Consider the following 14,576-nt stretch of genomic DNA (forward strand, 5'->3'; position numbering starts at 1 on the left):
CAGACACGTTGCATGCACGCCGCGACATCGCACTGACGCGTCGCCACAACAGAACTGTCATCGAAGCGTCGCAAGATGCCGACCCCGGGGGAACGGGTCGTCGCCGACGCGCGACGTACGCCACGACGCAGACCACGCAACGCACGCCGCTTTCCGCGACGTGACGGCGGCGGCTTCGCCATGCCCTCGACACACGCAGCCCTCATCGGAGTCCCCATGTCACCCAGTCGTACCGTCCTCGCCGCGGCCATCGCCGCCACGCTCGCCCTGGCCTGCCCGCAGCCCGCCACCGCACAGCCGTCGAGCGTCGACACGATCGCCGCCATGGCGAACACGATCGTCGGCAAGGTCAGCGAAGCCTCGCGCGGTGTGTCGCTCGAAGGCGCGATCGTCACCGTCGACGGCCGCCAGGTCAGCACCGACCGCGAAGGCTTCTTCCGCGTGACCGGCCTGGCGCCGGGCCGCTATCCGCTGCAGGTCGACTATCTCGGCTATACGCGCCACCTGTCCGACGTCGAAGTCGGCGACACCCGCGGCGCGCAGGTCGAGGTCACGCTGCGCAGCACGGTGGCCGCGACGGACATGGGTGTGGTCGAAGTGCGCGCCAGCCGGGACGCGCAGGCCATGGCGCTCAACCAGCAGCGCGCTTCGACGAATTACGTCAACGTGGTTTCGGCCGATCTGCTGGGCCAGTTCCCGGACAACAACATCGCCGAATCCACGCAGCGCATCCCGGGCGTGTCGATCGAACGCGACCAGGGCGAAGGCCGCTACGTCACCGTGCGGGGTGCGCCGAAAGAGTTCACCACCGTCACGATCGACGGCGTGCAGTTGGCCAATCCCGATGCCGCCAGCCGCGGCGTGGAGCTGGACACGATTCCCTCCGACGTCATCGCCGCGCTCGAAGTCACCAAGGCGATCACCCCGGACATGGACGGTGACGCGATCGCCGGCAACATCAATATCCGCACGCAGAGCGCGCTGGACCGCGAAGGCCTGACGCTGCGCGCATCGGCGGCGGGCGGCAAGTACCAGCTCGGCGACGGCGACAACCAGCGCTACAACGCCACCATCGGCAACCGCTTCGGCGCCGATGGCAACATCGGCGTACTGATCTCCAGCTCGATCAGCAAGCAGGGCCGCTTCACCGACAACGTGGAAACGCTGTACAGCCGCATCGGCGCCGACACGTTCGCGCCCAGCGAAATCCAGATCAAGGACTACGAAGGCCTGCGCACGCGCAAGGGCATCACCGGCCGTTTCGATTACCGCATCAACCCCGACAACCTGGTCTACTTCGTCGTGTCGGACTCGAACTTCGTCGACCGCGAGTTCCGCGACAACCTGACGATCGCGCTCGACAATTACGCCACCGGCTCCGACGAGACCACCGGCCGCGCGCGCGCGACGTTCGACAAAGAGCTGCGCGAGCGCACCTACGACAAGTCCATCCGCACCTACAACCTCGCCGGTGAGCATTTCCTCGGCGAGATGTGGAAGCTCGACTGGCAGGCCTCGCAGAGCCGGGCTACCAAGACCACCAGTCCGCGCATGCAGTACATCTTCCGCTCCAGCGTGCGTCCGCAGTTCGCCTACGACTATGCCAATCCGGACTTCCCGACCTGGACCATTCTCGGCCGTCCCGACGCGCCGGCCAGCGGCGTCAACCTGCCGGAGAGCTGGTACGCGTTCCGTCGCCTCAACGATCGTTACGAGTACGGCGAGGAAGAAGAGAACGCACTGCGCCTGGATCTGGGGCGCCAGCAGACCTTCCTCGGCGACAGCGGCGATATCAAGTTCGGTGTCCGCGCCCGCCAGCGCGACAAGATGTTCGACGACGAGCGTTACCGCAACGGCAGCGCTTCCGACTTCGCCGGCCTCGGGATCCGCTATTCGGACATGCTGTGCGACAGCGTGTCGAACAACTTCGATTACTTCCTGACCGGTCGCCGCTTCTGCCGCGACATCTTCGACAAGTACGCTGGCCCGCTGCTCGAAAGCGGCAACCACGCGCGTCTGATTCCCGATTCGCTGACCGGCGACTACCAGGCCGAAGAGAACGTCTATGCGGGCTATGCGCGCATCGATGCCAACTGGGACGCGCTGACGATGATTGCCGGCGTGCGCTACGAGCGCACCGAACTCGAAGGCAGCGCGCTGCAGTTCGACAAAGACACCGGCGACGTACTGCCGCAGACCGCCAGCCGCAGCTACGGCAACGTGCTGCCGAGCCTGCACTTCCGTTACGAAGCCAACCCGGATTCCATCCTGCGCGCCTCCTACTCCACCGCGATCAACCGCCCGGACTTCATGCACACCGCGCCCTACCGGGTGATCGGCGAGGCGGACGATCTCAATGTGATCGCCATCAGCGAAGGCAACCCGCTGGTCCGCGAAGCATTCGCGCACAATCTGGACCTGTCGTTCGAGCATTACCTGCGTCCACTCGGCCTGATGTCGGCGGCGCTGTTCTACAAGCGCATCGACGACCCGCTGTTCGTCGCCTCGCGCGACGAGGCTGCGGGCCCCGGCCAGATCTTCCAGATCACCCGCGCCGAGAACGGCGAGAAGGGTCGCATCTACGGCGCGGAACTGTCGTGGCAGCAGACCTTCGACATGCTGCCGGGCGCCCTGTCGGGCCTGGGCATCTACGCCAACTACACCTACGCGAAGTCGAAGGCCGAACTGCCGTTCGATCTGGGCGAGACCGAACTGCCCGGCACCTCGCGGACGAACTACAACTTCGCCCTGACCTACGAAAAGTCCGGTCTCAACGCGCGTCTGGCGTACAACTACCGCTCGAAGTTCATCCAGTCCTTCGACATCACCAATCCCGAACTGAACGTCTACTGGAACGATCGCGCCAGCCTGGATTTCTCGACCAGCTATACGCTCGGCGCCGGCTGGAGTGTGTTCGGCGAGATCAACAACATCCAGGAAACGAAGCAGATCCGCTTCCAGGGCCAGCGCAACCGCGTGCTGGAAATGGAAGGCTTCGGCCGCTCGTGGCTGGCGGGCGTGCGCTACCAGTTCTGATCCATCGCCTCACCGTGCGTGACGAGGGGCCGGCCTGTCCGCCCCCTCTGCGTTCCGGAGACGGAGGCGCCCGGTGCGGAGACGCATGCGATCCTATGCGCATCGCTTCCGCACAGGTCACGCCATGAAAACCGTCGAAGTCCGCCACCCGCTAGTGCAGCACAAGCTCGGCCTGATGCGCCGCGCCGACAACAGCACCAAGACCTTCCGCGAGCTCTCGGCCGAAGTCGCGACGCTGCTGACCTACGAGGCCACGGCGGATCTGGAAACCGAGGATGCCGAGGTCGAGGGCTGGGCCGGCACCGTGCGCGTGCGCCGTATCAAGGGCCGCAAGATCACGCTGGTGCCGATCCTGCGCGCCGGCATCGGCATGCTGCCGGGCGTGCTCGATCTCATTCCCGCGGCCAAAGTCAGCGTGGTCGGCATCAAGCGCGACGAGGCGTCGCTCGAAGCGGTGCCCTACTACGAGAATCTCGTCGGCGACATGGCCGACCGCACCGCGCTGATCCTCGATCCGATGCTGGCGACCGGCGGCACGCTGATCGCCACGGTGGCGATGCTCAAGGCCGCGGGCGCGAGCCGCATCAAGGGGCTGTTTCTGGTCGCCGCGCCGGAAGGCCTGCAGGCGCTGGAAGCGGTGCATCCGGATGTCGAGGTCTACACCGCCTCGATCGACGAACGCCTCAACGAGAAGGGCTACATCCTGCCCGGCCTCGGCGATGCCGGCGACAAGATCTTCGGTACGCGGGTGGACTGAAAACCCGCGGCCGTGGGAGCGCGCTTGCGCGCGTTGGCGTTGCGCGCGAACGTCCACCGCGCGCAAGCGCGCTCCCACGCGGACGGTTACGGGACGATCATCGCCCCGACGACGAAACGCCAGATACCGAACGCGGCCATCGCGAACAGCGTGGCGAACGTCAGCAATGCGCCGGTGCCGCGACCGAACGAATAGCCCGCCGAGCCGCCCAGTCCGATCGCATGCAGCACGCGCGCGACCAGCAGCGCGATACCGAACGTCCACAACAGCGTCGTGTTGACGGCCGCCAGTTCCAGCAGGGCGAGCAGCAGCAGGCCGAGCGGGACGTACTCGATGAAATTCGCATGCACCCGGACCTTGCGCGACAGGGTCTCGTCGCCGCCGGTGCCGATTCCGATCTTGTGCACGTTGCGGTGCAGGACCACGCGGACGGTCAGCACGAGGTACAGCAGCACGTGCAGCGATGCGATGAGAAGCGAAATGCGAGGCGTCATGGCATGGTCTCGAAGGGATGCTGCAGGGAACGCGCGGCGAGCGCCGCGGTCGGATGTGTGGCGCGGAAACGGCCGGCCTCATCGCGTACGACCTGCACCAGCGCGATGTCCGGATCATGCGTGAGGAACAGGCGCACGCCGCGCGCCGCCATGTCGACGAGAAACGCCTGCTTCTCGTCGATGATCAGTTCGGGAAAGCGGTCGTAGCCCATCGTGATCGGCACGTGCACCCAGGGTCGTCCGGGCACGAGATCGGCGCAGAACACCACGCCGCCGTGATGCACGCCGTCGTGCACGTCGGGGCCGAGGATTTCGGCCAGCATCATGCCGGGCGTGTGGCCGTCGCTGTAATGGAAGCGCACTGCGTCGCCGAGCGACGGCGCGTGCGCGCCTTCGATGAATTCCAGCCGGCCCGTGGCTTCGAGCAGTTCGCACAGACCGGGAATGAAACTCGCGCGATCGCGCGCATGCGGACGTTTCGCGCGCAGCCAGTGCGGCGTGGACAGCACGAAGGTCGCATTCGGGAACAGCAGTTCTGGCGTACCGCCTTCCGACCACGGCGCCAGCAGACCACCGGCGTGATCGAAATGCAGGTGGCTCAGCACCACGACGTCGATATCGGTGTGGTCGAAGCCCGCGTCACGCAGCGAGTCGAGCAGCACGTGCCGGTCTTCCTGCACACCGAAACGCGCACGCAGCTTCGGCTCGAAGAACGCGCCGATGCCGGTTTCGAACAGCACGGTCCTGCCGTTGAGCGGCGTGGCCAGCAGGCCGCGCGTCGCCAGCGGAATACGGTTGAGATCGTCGGGCGTGGCCCACTGCGTCCACATCGCGCGCGGCGCGTTGCCGAACATCGACCCGCCGTCGAGCTTCTGGGTGTTGCCCTGGATCGACCACAGCTTCATGACGCCCTCCCGCGTCAGACCGGTGGCCGATTGTAGGCGCAGCCGCTCAGCGCGCGGCCGCTTCCACCTTCGCCGAGCCGACCGGATTGCGCGGATCGCTGCCACCAGTGAGCGTACCGTTCGCGCGGTTCCACTCGATGGTCTGCAGATTGCCCCAGACATGGCTGGACCCGCGACCACCCGCAGCGCGATCGCCGGGCAGATCGACGGTATGGCCCATCGCGCGCAGCTTCGCCGCGATGTCGGCGGAGAACGCATCGGATTCGGCCGAGATCGTGTCCGGCATCCACTGGTGGTGGTAGCGCGGCAGCGCGGCGACGGACTGCGCATCGAGGCCGGCGTCGTAGCCGAGGATGCCCAGCAGCACCATCGTGATGATGCGGCTGCCGCCGGGCGTGCCGAGCACGGCGACGCGATCGTCGGACACGAGGAAGGTCGGCGTCATCGAACTGAGCGGGCGCTTGCCCGGCTTCGGCGCGTTCGCCTCGAAACCCATCACGCCGAACGCGTTCGGCACGCCGGGCTGCAGCGCGAAATCGTCCATCTCGTTGTTGAGCAGCACGCCGGTGCCGGGCGCGACGAGGCCGCTGCCGAACAACAGGTTGACCGTCTGCGTGACCGCGGCGCGGTTGCCGGCGGCATCGACGATCGAGAAGTGCGTGGTCTCCTCGTCTTCCAGCGGGGTCGGATCACCCGACAGCAGATCGCTGGGCGTTGCCTTCGCCGGATTGATCGTCGCGCGCAGGCCGGCGGCGTAGTCGCGGCTCAGCAGCGTGCGCTGCGGAATCTTCACGAAGTCCGGATCGCCCAGATAGAAGGTGCGGTCACGGAACGCGCGGCGCATCGATTCGACGACCAGATGCGTACGCGCGGCATCGTCCAGTTTCGTCAGATCCCAGGGCTCGAGGATCTGCAGCATCTGCGCCATCGCGATGCCGCCCGACGACGGCGGCGGCGCGGTGACCACGTCCCAGTCGTGATAGCGGAACCGGATCGGTTCGCGTTCGACCACCTTGTAGGCGGACAGGTCCGCAGCGGTCCATTCGCCGCCTTCTGCATTGACGCCGGCGACGAGCTTGGCGCCGGTTTCGCCACCGTAGAACCCGTCGAAGCCGCGCTCGGCGAGCAGACGCAGGGTGTTCGCGAGATCGGGCTGGCGGAAGGTGTCGCCTTCCTTCGGCGCCTGGCCATCGGCGAGGAAGACTGCGCGCGTGCCGGGGTAGCGCTCCATCACCGCGCGACGCGACTGGTAACCGCGCGCAAAACGCGCGTAGACCGGGAAGCCTTCTTCGGCGATGCGGATCGCCGGCGCCAGCGATTTCGACAGCGGCAGCGCGCCGTAGGTCTCGGCGATGTGCACGAATGCCGCGGGCAGGCCGGGGATGCCGGCCGACCACGGGCCGTTCTCGGCGCGGTCGCGGTCGAAGCTGCCGTCGGGCTTGCGATAGCGATCCGAGTGCGCGCTGGCCGGCGCGGTCTCGCGCGCGTCGACGAAGATGTCGCGGCCGGTCCTGGCGTCGTGCAGCAGGAAGAAGCCGCCGCCGCCAAGTCCGGACGAGATCGGCTCGACCACCGACAGCACCGCCGAGGTCGCGATCGCCGCGTCGAAGGCGTTGCCGCCCTCGCGCATGACCTGCAGGCCGGCTTCGGTCGCGAGCGTATGCGCCGAGGCGACCGCGTTGCCCGGCGGCGTCGCGGTGTTCTGCGCGCTGCGGGCCGCAGGCGCATCCGGCGCACGGACGTCGCGCGCGCACGACGGCGCGACCGCGAGCAGCAGCATCGACAGCAGCAGCGCCGGCAGGCCGGCGGACGCGAAGCGGGAACGGCTCATGACGCCTCCTGCTGCAGGCGCGCCAGCTTGGCGAGCAACTGCACCTGGGTTTCGGGGATGTCGGGATCGGGATCGATGCATTCGACCGGGCAGACGACCACGCACTGCGGCTCGTCGAAGTGGCCCACGCATTCGGTGCAGCGCGCCGGATCGATGACGTAGATCGTCTCGCCCTGCGCGATCGCCTGGTTCGGGCAGGCCGGCTCGCACACGTCGCAGTTGACGCAGAGCTCGTTGATCTTCAAGGACATGTGCGCATTGTAGAGGGTGCGCCGTGGCGCCGGCGTTCCATGGGTGGAACTCGGTCCACCGCGCGCCCTTCAGATACGACGACGCCACCGGGCCTGCGCGCGGTGGCGTCGTCGAGGAACGGCGGGCCGGACGCGCCGGCCGCCGTTGAAGCGCTGGATCAGCCTGCGTTGTCGATGAACACGTACTGCGAACCGGTCGGCTCGACGGCGGCCTTGACGCGCTCGCTGTCCGCTGCGCTGCCGATGAACAGCACGCGCACGCCGTTCATGGTGCCGGCGCCGACCTTGGCGAACGAGGCGACGGTCAGATCAGCCGTGCGCGTCGAATCCAGGCCCGCGAAGATCAGCAGGTTGCCGCGGGTGATGCCGCGGGCGACGTCCTGCTCGGCCTTCTCGAGCAGACGCTCGTACGCACCGTCGACCGGGGTCGACATCGTCGGGTCACCGTCGGCGGTCGTGGTCTCCGCGGGCGGCGCATCGGCGGCGGGCGCCGGCGCCGGCGGCACCAGATAGACGTAGGGCGAGTTGTTGACGCCTTCCATGTGGCGGCCGGCCACGTCGTTGAGATAGGCGTTCCACGCGGTCTTGTCCTCGGTGGTGGGCACCGCGACCGGCGCGGCTTCGACCTGCTGCGGCTCTTCCTTCTTGCCACAGGCGATGACCGGCAGGACGAGGCAGGCGATCAGCATTGCGCGGGTAATGGACTTCATGGGATTCCCTCTTCTTTTCTCTGGTGTTTGATGGGCAACGTCAGCGTTGCGAGTGTTTGCGCAATGCGCGATCGACTGCGGCGGGCACGAAACCCGACACGTCGCCGCCGAGACGCGAGATCTCGCGCACCAGCGTGGAGGAGATGAAGCCGTACTGCTCGGCCGGCGTGAGGAACAGCGTCTCGACATCCGGAATCAGATGCCGGTTCATGCTGGCGAGCTGGAATTCGTACTCGAAATCCGACACCGCGCGCAGGCCGCGCAGCAGCACACCGGCGCCGACCTCGTGCACGAAGTGCGCGAGCAGCGAATCGAAGCCGATGACTTCGACATTGGTGTGGTGGGCGGTTGCGACACGGGCCAGTTCGACGCGTTCTTCGAGCGTCATCGCCGGGCGCTTGGCCGGGCTTTCGGCGATGCCGACGATCAGCTTCTCGAACAGCGGCGCGGCCCGGTCGACGAGGTCGACGTGGCCGTTGGTGATCGGATCGAAGGTCCCGGGATAGACCGCGATGCGGTGGCGGCTCGCACTCATGGCTTGCGTTCGCTGTCGAAGGAATCGGGAGGCACGTGGCGCGGGCGGCAAGTGTAGCAGCGGCGCGGGCGCCGATCAGCCGGCGCGCCGGTACAGCGCGCAGTGCGCTTCGCGGGTCGCCAGCTCACGGTGCAACTGCCAGCCGGCACCGGGTTGCGCGGGCCGTTCGGCCATCGATTCGACGTACAGCCAGGCGTCGGTCGCCAGCGCCGGCGCGAGCGCGGCGAAGGCCTGCGCCCACAGGTCGGCGGCGAACGGCGGATCGACGAAGGCGATGTCGATGCTGCCCGCCGGCAACGCGCCCGCCATCCACACCGCATCGCCGCGCTGGACCGAGACCACGTCGCCGCCGGACAGGCGCGCCGCGGTCGCGGTCAGGGCTGCGGCGAGTCCGAGGTCGCGTTCGACCAGCACCGCACTGGCCGCGCCGCGCGAAACCGCCTCCAGCCCGAGCGCGCCGGTGCCCGCGAACAGATCGAGCACGCGCGCGCCCGGCAGCACCGGCTGCAGCCAGTTGAACAGGGTTTCGCGCACCCGGTCGGAGGTCGGCCGCAGGCCGGCGACATCGGGCACCTCCAGCCGCGTGCCACGCCAGCGACCGCCGACGATGCGCACCCGGCCCGGGCCGGTGTTGCGATCGACGGTCGGTGACGATCTGCCCGAGCCGCCGTGACGAGGGGTCTTCATGCGTCTGCGCCCGCACGGGGCGCCTGAAAGGCGGGTGATACCATGCGCGCCATTCTCCCCCATCCCCGACCCGACCGCCGCATGGTCAGCTGGTTCAAGCGCGACAAATCCTCCGACAAGCCCGAGGCCGACAGCGGCCGACGCCGCCTCAGCGCCGAAGAAATCGCTGCCGCGTTCGCGCCGCCCGCTGCGCCCGCGCCTGCCCCTGCGCAGCCGCCCGTGGTGCCGCCGACGGCGCCCGCCGTTACGCCTGGTACCCAGGCTGTCGAACCGGTCGCGACACAGCCGCAATCGCTCGATGCCGGGCATTTGCCCGCCGACGCGACGTCGCCGGCGACCGCGATCGCACCGGTCGTTCCCGAAGCCGTCGCAACGCCCACGCCTCCGCCGCCCGCCTTTGTCGATCCAGCCGCGGCGCTGGCCGACTACGTGTTCGCGAGCACCATGCCCGCCGCTGCGCCCGGCAAGTCCGGCTGGCGCGAGCGTCTGGGCGGCAGCACGTTCGCAAAGAGCTTCGGCGGTCTGTTCTCCCGCAATCCGAAGCTCGATGAAGATCTGCTCGACGAGATCGAAACCGCGCTGCTGACGGCCGACGTCGGCGTCGCCGCGAGCACCGAACTGGTCGAGTCCCTGCGCAAACGCATGAAGGCGCGCGCGTTCGTCGATGCCAACGATCTGCTCAAAGCGCTGCGCGGTGACCTCATCGCCATGCTCGAGCCGGTCGCGAAACCGCTGGTCATCGACACGAACGCGAAGCCCTTCGTGATCCTGACCGTCGGCGTCAACGGCGTCGGCAAGACCACGACGATCGGCAAGCTCGCCAAGCGCTACAAGGATGAAGGCCACGCGCTGATGCTCGCGGCCGGCGACACCTTTCGCGCGGCCGCGGTCGCCCAGCTCAAGGCTTGGGGCGAGCGCAACGGCGTGCCCGTCGTCGCCCAGGGCCAGGACGCCGATCCGGCCGCGGTCGCCTTCGATGCACTGCAGGCGGCGAAGTCGCGCGGCACCGGCATCCTGATCGCCGACACTGCCGGTCGGCTGCACACGCAGCAGGGCCTGATGGCCGAGCTCGGCAAGATCCGTCGCGTGCTCGGCAAGATCGACGCCACCGCGCCGCACGAAGTACTGATGGTCATCGACGGCACCACCGGCCAGAACGCGCTGTCGCAGTTGCGCCAGTTCAATGCCGCGGCGCAGGTCACCGGCCTGGTCGTGACCAAGCTCGACGGCACCGCCAAGGGCGGCGTGGTGTTCGCGCTGGCCCGCGAGTTCGGCATTCCGATCCGCTTCGCCGGCATCGGCGAGCGCCCGGAAGACCTGCGCGTATTCGACGCCGAATCCTTCGTCGACGCGATGCTGCCGGAGACGCTGGGGGCGTGAGCAACCCCGCTCCGGCGCCCGAGCCATCGGCGCCGCGGCGCCTGCGCTGGCTGCGCCTGCTGCTGATGGCGCTGGCGCTGGGAATCGTCGCCGCGCTGCTGGTGCAGGTGCTCCTGCCGCCCGAACGCGCTCTGCGCCTTGTGCTGGCGCGTCTCGAACCCACGCTGGGCCTGCGCATCACCTTCGAAGGCGATGTCGAGTACCGCCTGCGCGGCACGCCGCAGCTGGTGGTGCGCGACGTCCGCATCGCTGCGACCGGATCGGACACGTCCGACGTGCCGATGCTGCAGGCCGAACGCATGTTGCTGTCGCTGCCGTGGAAGACCATCCGCAGCCGCGGCATCGATCTCGAAATCAGCCGCGTCGAGCTGGACGCGCCGCGCCTGCATCTGCCGTCGCTGCTGCGCTGGCTCGATGCGCGTCCACCTGGCGACGGCAAGGTGCCGACGATCACCGATGGCGTGCGCATCGTGCGCGGCCGTCTCGACGGCGATGGCTGGCGCATCGACGGACTCGCGTTCGACCTGCCGGCTCTGCAGGCCGATCGCGCGATTGACGCGCAGATCGGCGGCACCGTGCATCTCGATGCGCTGCAGGCGCCATTCCGGCTGCGCCTGCATGCGGATCGCGCGGTCGATGCACGTGCACTGCAGGCACGCGGCACGCTCGCTCTGGTGCATGCGTCCGGCCGGCTCGACACCACGCTGCAGGCCGATGCCACACGCATCGATGCCGACATTCCCGGCTTCGCGCTGTCACCGCTGCGCATCGCGGCGGATGCGCGCTGGACGGGCACAGACGCTGCCGAACCGTTGCCGTTCGCACTCGGCCTGCACGGCGCGCTGCATGTCGGCGGCGATGGCAACGTGCTCGGCTTCGCGCCGATGGGCATCGCGCTGCGCGGCGAGGGCGTTGTGCCGGATCTCGTCGCCGGCGGCCGCATCGCGCTCGGCGATAGACTCGCCCTCGCGCTCGATGGCCGCATCGCACGATGGCCGGAGGCGTGGCCGGCGCTGCCGCCGCCGTTGTCTGACTCGACCCAGCCTTTGCCGTTCGCGTTGCGCTATGACGGTCCGGCGGATGTATCCGCGCCGATCGCGCTGCGGCTCGAACACGAACATGCGCGCTTCGATGGCGAGGCGAGGATCACGGCGATGCTCGGCTGGTTCGATGCACTTTCTACCGGCTCACCCCTGCCGCCGCTGCGCGGCCAGCTGACTGCCGATCGTGTCGAAGTGTCGGGCGCGGTGCTGGAAGACGTCGAGATCACGTTCGACGATGGCAGCGGAGACACGACGCCGTGAGCGCACGCACCGACTACGCGACGCGTCTGCTGGCGTGGTTCGACGTGCACGGCCGCCATGATCTGCCGTGGCAGCACCCGCGCACGCCGTACCGTGTATGGCTGTCGGAAATCATGCTGCAGCAGACCCAGGTGCGGGTGGTGATTCCGTACTTCGAGCGTTTCGTCGACGCGTTGCCCGACGTGCGCGCACTCGCCGGCGCGCCGCAGGACACCGTGCTGGCGCTTTGGTCGGGCCTCGGCTATTACGCCCGCGCGCGCAATCTGCACGCCGCGGCGCAGCGCTGCGTCGAGCTGCACGATGGCGATCTGCCACGCGATCTCGACGCGCTGCTCGCCCTTCCCGGCATCGGCCGCAGCACGGCCGGCGCGATCCTGTCGCAAGCCTGGGGCGATCCGTTTCCGATCCTCGACGGCAACGTCAAACGCGTGCTCGCGCGACGCCACGCGGTCGAAGGCTGGCCTGCACAGCCGAAGATCGAAAAGCAGTTGTGGGCGATCGCCGCAACGCTGCTGCCGGCAACGCGCCTGGCCGACTACACGCAGGCGCAGATGGATTTCGGCGCGACGCTGTGCACGCGCCACAACCCCGCGTGCCTGCTGTGCCCGGTCAACGACGACTGTGCCGCGTTCGCGCAGGGCCGCGTCGACGAACTGCCGACGCCGCGCCCGACCAAGGCCCTGCCCGAGCGCGACGCCAGCGTGCTGCTGCTCGAAGACGCCAAGGGCCGCGTGCTGCTGGAGAAGCGCCCGCCGACCGGCATCTGGGCCGCGTTGTGGTCGCTGCCGCAGGCCGAAGACGACGCGCGCGCAGTCGACTGGCTGCGCGCGCATGCGCCCGGCCTCGTCGACGCCGTCGATCTCGATACGCCGCAACGCCTGCTGCCGGTGCAGCACGGCTTCACTCATTTCAGACTGCGCCTGCGGCCGCTGCACTGGCCGGGCCTGCCGGCGCGTCACCGCGTGGGCGACAATGACCGACTGCGCTGGGTGGCACGCGACGAACTCGCGACGCTCGGCATTCCCGCCCCGATCCGCACGCTGCTGCTGGCGCCGCGCATCGCAACCGAGGATTGACCATGAGCCGACGCGTCTTCTGCGTCCACGACCAGACCGAAACCGACGGTCTGGATTTCATCCCCTGGCCGGGCGAACTCGGCAAGCAGGTCTTCGCCGAAATCGGCAAGCCGGCCTGGGCGCGCTGGCTGGCGCACCAGACCATGCTGATCAACGAGAACCGGCTGTCGCCGCTGGATCCCAAGCACCGCGCCTTCCTCGAAGGCGAGATGCGCAAGTATCTGTTCGAACGCCAGACCGGCAGCGTTGCCGGTTACGTGCCCGCGTCCGACGCCTGATCCATCGACGGCACGCCGGCCGCGTTCCGCTTCTCCGCCACGCGCACCGCCTTGACGTCGAGCGGGCGGATCTGGCGGATGTGGCACGGCATGCTGATCGACCCGCGGCTGCGTACCAGCACCTTGTCGAAGCGCGCGTTGACCCGCCCCATGCTGCTGGTCAGACCGATCGCGGGTGTGGAGCGCAGATCCTGGCAGGTGCCCGAGAGATCCAGCAGCCAGGCCTCGCTGGGCCGCGTCCACACGACCAGTGCCGCATCGCCGAGCGGCGTCCAGCCGTTGATCGAACCCAGGTAGCGGAAATGATCGACGGGTGCACCGGCGTGCGCATCGTTGAGCGCGTACTTCTCGGCGTCGGTCATGTTCGACGTGGAGGCGCATGCGGCGAGCACGGACGTCGCGGCACACAACACGGCGAGTGCCGCGTGTCGGAAGAAGGATGCGGCCATGGCGGTCTCCTGCGCGATCCGCGCGGCGATGGATGTCACGCGGATGATGCGCGTCCCGATGTGGTCACGTCGCCGACGGCGCATACGGCGTTCAGTCGCCGGCCGGCCGGCGCTGCGGTTACGCTGTCGCGCCCGCCCTGCTGGACACGCCGTGTCGAACGCGACCGCACCCGCCCGCCATCGCCAGGCCCTGATCTTCGCCGCGGGTCTGGGCGAGCGCATGCGGCCGCTGACCGACACCACGCCCAAGCCGTTGCTGGCGGCAGGCGGCAAGGCACTGATCGTCTGGCATCTGGAGAAACTCGCTGCGCTCGGCGTGCGCGATGTCGTGGTCAACGTGTCCTGGCTCGCCGACCGGTTCGAACCCGCGCTCGGCGACGGCAGCCGCTGGGGACTGCGGCTGCACTACTCGCACGAAGGCGCGCCACCACTGGAAACCGGCGGCGGCATGCTGCATGCGCTGCGCCTGCTCGACGATGCCCCCTTCATCGCGGTCAACGGCGACATCTGGAGCGATTGCGACTTCGCGCAGTTGCCGGCCGAGCCGGCAGGCGATGCGCATCTGGTGCTCGTCGACAATCCCGTGCACAACCCGGACGGCGATTTCGCGCTCGTCGGCGCGCAGGTGCAAAGCGACGGCGCGTCGAAGCTGACGTTCTCGGGGATCGGCGTCTATCGCCCCGCGCTGCTGCATCACTGGCGCGACATCATCGGCAGCGCGCCCGGCGTCGATCTGCAGCCACCACGCTTCAAGCTCGCCCCCTTGCTGCGCGCGGCGATGACGCACGGCCGCGTGAGCGGTGCGCATCATGCAGGCCGCTGGACCGATGTCGGCACGCCGGAGCGGCTGGCGCAGCTGGATGCGGCGTTGCGCTAGAGATAT

At 68.6% G+C, this 14,576-nt stretch carries 15 protein-coding genes; 7 read left to right on the forward strand and 8 right to left on the reverse strand.

The genetic code is table 11. From position 1 onward, the window contains the following. Window positions 1-216 precede the first annotated feature (216 nt). Both AC3A5T_RS10830 and upp read left to right on the forward strand, forming a co-directional pair. Complete coding sequence (locus AC3A5T_RS10830) at window positions 217-3,036, forward strand: TonB-dependent receptor (protein WP_487628585.1); 2,820 nt, start codon at window positions 217-219, stop codon at window positions 3,034-3,036. 124 nt (window positions 3,037-3,160) lie between these two features. Next, window positions 3,161-3,793, forward strand: a complete 633-nt coding sequence (upp, locus tag AC3A5T_RS10835) for a uracil phosphoribosyltransferase (protein ID WP_332078586.1) — start codon at window positions 3,161-3,163, stop codon at window positions 3,791-3,793. A gap of 86 nt (window positions 3,794-3,879) precedes the next feature. Here the strand turns inward: upp and AC3A5T_RS10840 are convergent, their stop codons facing one another. From AC3A5T_RS10840 to rsmD, 7 genes are all read right to left on the reverse strand, one after another. Then, on the reverse strand, window positions 3,880-4,287 hold the full coding sequence (locus tag AC3A5T_RS10840; protein WP_332078585.1) for an MAPEG family protein: 408 nt from the start codon (window positions 4,285-4,287) through the stop codon (window positions 3,880-3,882). Further along, on the reverse strand, window positions 4,284-5,192 hold the full coding sequence (locus AC3A5T_RS10845; protein ID WP_487628586.1) for an MBL fold metallo-hydrolase: 909 nt from the start codon (window positions 5,190-5,192) through the stop codon (window positions 4,284-4,286). The genes AC3A5T_RS10840 and AC3A5T_RS10845 overlap by 4 nt, the downstream gene beginning before the upstream one ends. A gap of 46 nt (window positions 5,193-5,238) precedes the next feature. Beyond that, a complete protein-coding gene (gene ggt / locus AC3A5T_RS10850) occupies window positions 5,239-7,023 on the reverse strand; it encodes a gamma-glutamyltransferase (protein ID WP_487628587.1) in 1,785 nt (594 codons plus the stop codon). Further along, window positions 7,020-7,274, reverse strand: coding sequence for a YfhL family 4Fe-4S dicluster ferredoxin (locus tag AC3A5T_RS10855; protein ID WP_232115790.1), 255 nt, complete (start codon window positions 7,272-7,274; stop codon window positions 7,020-7,022). Before AC3A5T_RS10855 ends, ggt begins: the two co-directional genes overlap by 4 nt. A 158-nt stretch (window positions 7,275-7,432) precedes the next feature. After that, on the reverse strand, window positions 7,433-7,984 hold the full coding sequence (locus AC3A5T_RS10860; protein WP_487628588.1) for a hypothetical protein: 552 nt from the start codon (window positions 7,982-7,984) through the stop codon (window positions 7,433-7,435). Between the two features lie 40 nt (window positions 7,985-8,024). Next, window positions 8,025-8,519: a pantetheine-phosphate adenylyltransferase gene (gene coaD / locus AC3A5T_RS10865; protein WP_232137019.1), complete on the reverse strand. Its 495-nt coding sequence runs from the start codon at window positions 8,517-8,519 to the stop codon at window positions 8,025-8,027. 75 nt (window positions 8,520-8,594) lie between these two features. Further along, window positions 8,595-9,206, reverse strand: a complete 612-nt coding sequence (gene rsmD / locus AC3A5T_RS10870) for a 16S rRNA (guanine(966)-N(2))-methyltransferase RsmD (RefSeq protein ID WP_487628589.1) — start codon at window positions 9,204-9,206, stop codon at window positions 8,595-8,597. Between the two features lie 81 nt (window positions 9,207-9,287). Here rsmD and ftsY point away from each other — a divergent pair, with 81 nt between their 5' ends. From ftsY to AC3A5T_RS10890, 4 genes are read left to right on the forward strand one after another with little or no spacing between them, the layout of a single operon-like run. Then, window positions 9,288-10,586 (forward strand): signal recognition particle-docking protein FtsY, encoded by a 1,299-nt coding sequence (gene ftsY / locus AC3A5T_RS10875; protein ID WP_487628590.1) that lies wholly within the window; start codon window positions 9,288-9,290, stop codon window positions 10,584-10,586. After that, window positions 10,583-11,890 (forward strand): AsmA family protein, encoded by a 1,308-nt coding sequence (locus AC3A5T_RS10880; protein ID WP_487628591.1) that lies wholly within the window; start codon window positions 10,583-10,585, stop codon window positions 11,888-11,890. The genes ftsY and AC3A5T_RS10880 overlap by 4 nt, the downstream gene beginning before the upstream one ends. Beyond that, complete coding sequence (gene mutY / locus AC3A5T_RS10885; protein ID WP_487628592.1) at window positions 11,887-12,966, forward strand: A/G-specific adenine glycosylase; 1,080 nt, start codon at window positions 11,887-11,889, stop codon at window positions 12,964-12,966. Before AC3A5T_RS10880 ends, mutY begins: the two co-directional genes overlap by 4 nt. Window positions 12,967-12,968: 2 nt before the next feature. Next, a complete protein-coding gene (locus tag AC3A5T_RS10890) occupies window positions 12,969-13,244 on the forward strand; it encodes an oxidative damage protection protein (RefSeq protein ID WP_310236905.1) in 276 nt (91 codons plus the stop codon). Here the strand turns inward: AC3A5T_RS10890 and AC3A5T_RS10895 are convergent. Further along, on the reverse strand, window positions 13,220-13,693 hold the full coding sequence (locus AC3A5T_RS10895; protein WP_487628593.1) for a DUF6491 family protein: 474 nt from the start codon (window positions 13,691-13,693) through the stop codon (window positions 13,220-13,222). The genes AC3A5T_RS10890 and AC3A5T_RS10895 overlap by 25 nt on opposite strands. A 151-nt stretch (window positions 13,694-13,844) precedes the next feature. On the opposite strand from AC3A5T_RS10895, the gene murU reads away from it, so the two are divergent. Continuing rightward, window positions 13,845-14,570, forward strand: a complete 726-nt coding sequence (gene murU, locus AC3A5T_RS10900; RefSeq protein ID WP_487628594.1) for an N-acetylmuramate alpha-1-phosphate uridylyltransferase MurU — start codon at window positions 13,845-13,847, stop codon at window positions 14,568-14,570. The last annotated feature ends 6 nt before the right edge of the window (window positions 14,571-14,576 follow it).

The organism is Luteimonas sp. Soil_C_16 (genome assembly GCF_057657295.1).

Coding starts and splice junctions, on each gene's coding strand:
- AC3A5T_RS10830 (WP_487628585.1), top strand. CDS start 217: ATGTCACCCAGTCGTACCGTCCTCGCCGCGGCCATCGCCGCCACGCTC.
- upp (WP_332078586.1), top strand. CDS start 3,161: ATGAAAACCGTCGAAGTCCGCCACCCGCTAGTGCAGCACAAGCTCGGC.
- AC3A5T_RS10840 (WP_332078585.1), bottom strand. CDS start 4,287: ATGACGCCTCGCATTTCGCTTCTCATCGCATCGCTGCACGTGCTGCTG.
- AC3A5T_RS10845 (WP_487628586.1), bottom strand. CDS start 5,192: ATGAAGCTGTGGTCGATCCAGGGCAACACCCAGAAGCTCGACGGCGGG.
- ggt (WP_487628587.1), bottom strand. CDS start 7,023: ATGAGCCGTTCCCGCTTCGCGTCCGCCGGCCTGCCGGCGCTGCTGCTG.
- AC3A5T_RS10855 (WP_232115790.1), bottom strand. CDS start 7,274: ATGTCCTTGAAGATCAACGAGCTCTGCGTCAACTGCGACGTGTGCGAG.
- AC3A5T_RS10860 (WP_487628588.1), bottom strand. CDS start 7,984: ATGAAGTCCATTACCCGCGCAATGCTGATCGCCTGCCTCGTCCTGCCG.
- coaD (WP_232137019.1), bottom strand. CDS start 8,519: ATGAGTGCGAGCCGCCACCGCATCGCGGTCTATCCCGGGACCTTCGAT.
- rsmD (WP_487628589.1), bottom strand. CDS start 9,206: ATGAAGACCCCTCGTCACGGCGGCTCGGGCAGATCGTCACCGACCGTC.
- ftsY (WP_487628590.1), top strand. CDS start 9,288: ATGGTCAGCTGGTTCAAGCGCGACAAATCCTCCGACAAGCCCGAGGCC.
- AC3A5T_RS10890 (WP_310236905.1), top strand. CDS start 12,969: ATGAGCCGACGCGTCTTCTGCGTCCACGACCAGACCGAAACCGACGGT.
- AC3A5T_RS10895 (WP_487628593.1), bottom strand. CDS start 13,693: ATGGCCGCATCCTTCTTCCGACACGCGGCACTCGCCGTGTTGTGTGCC.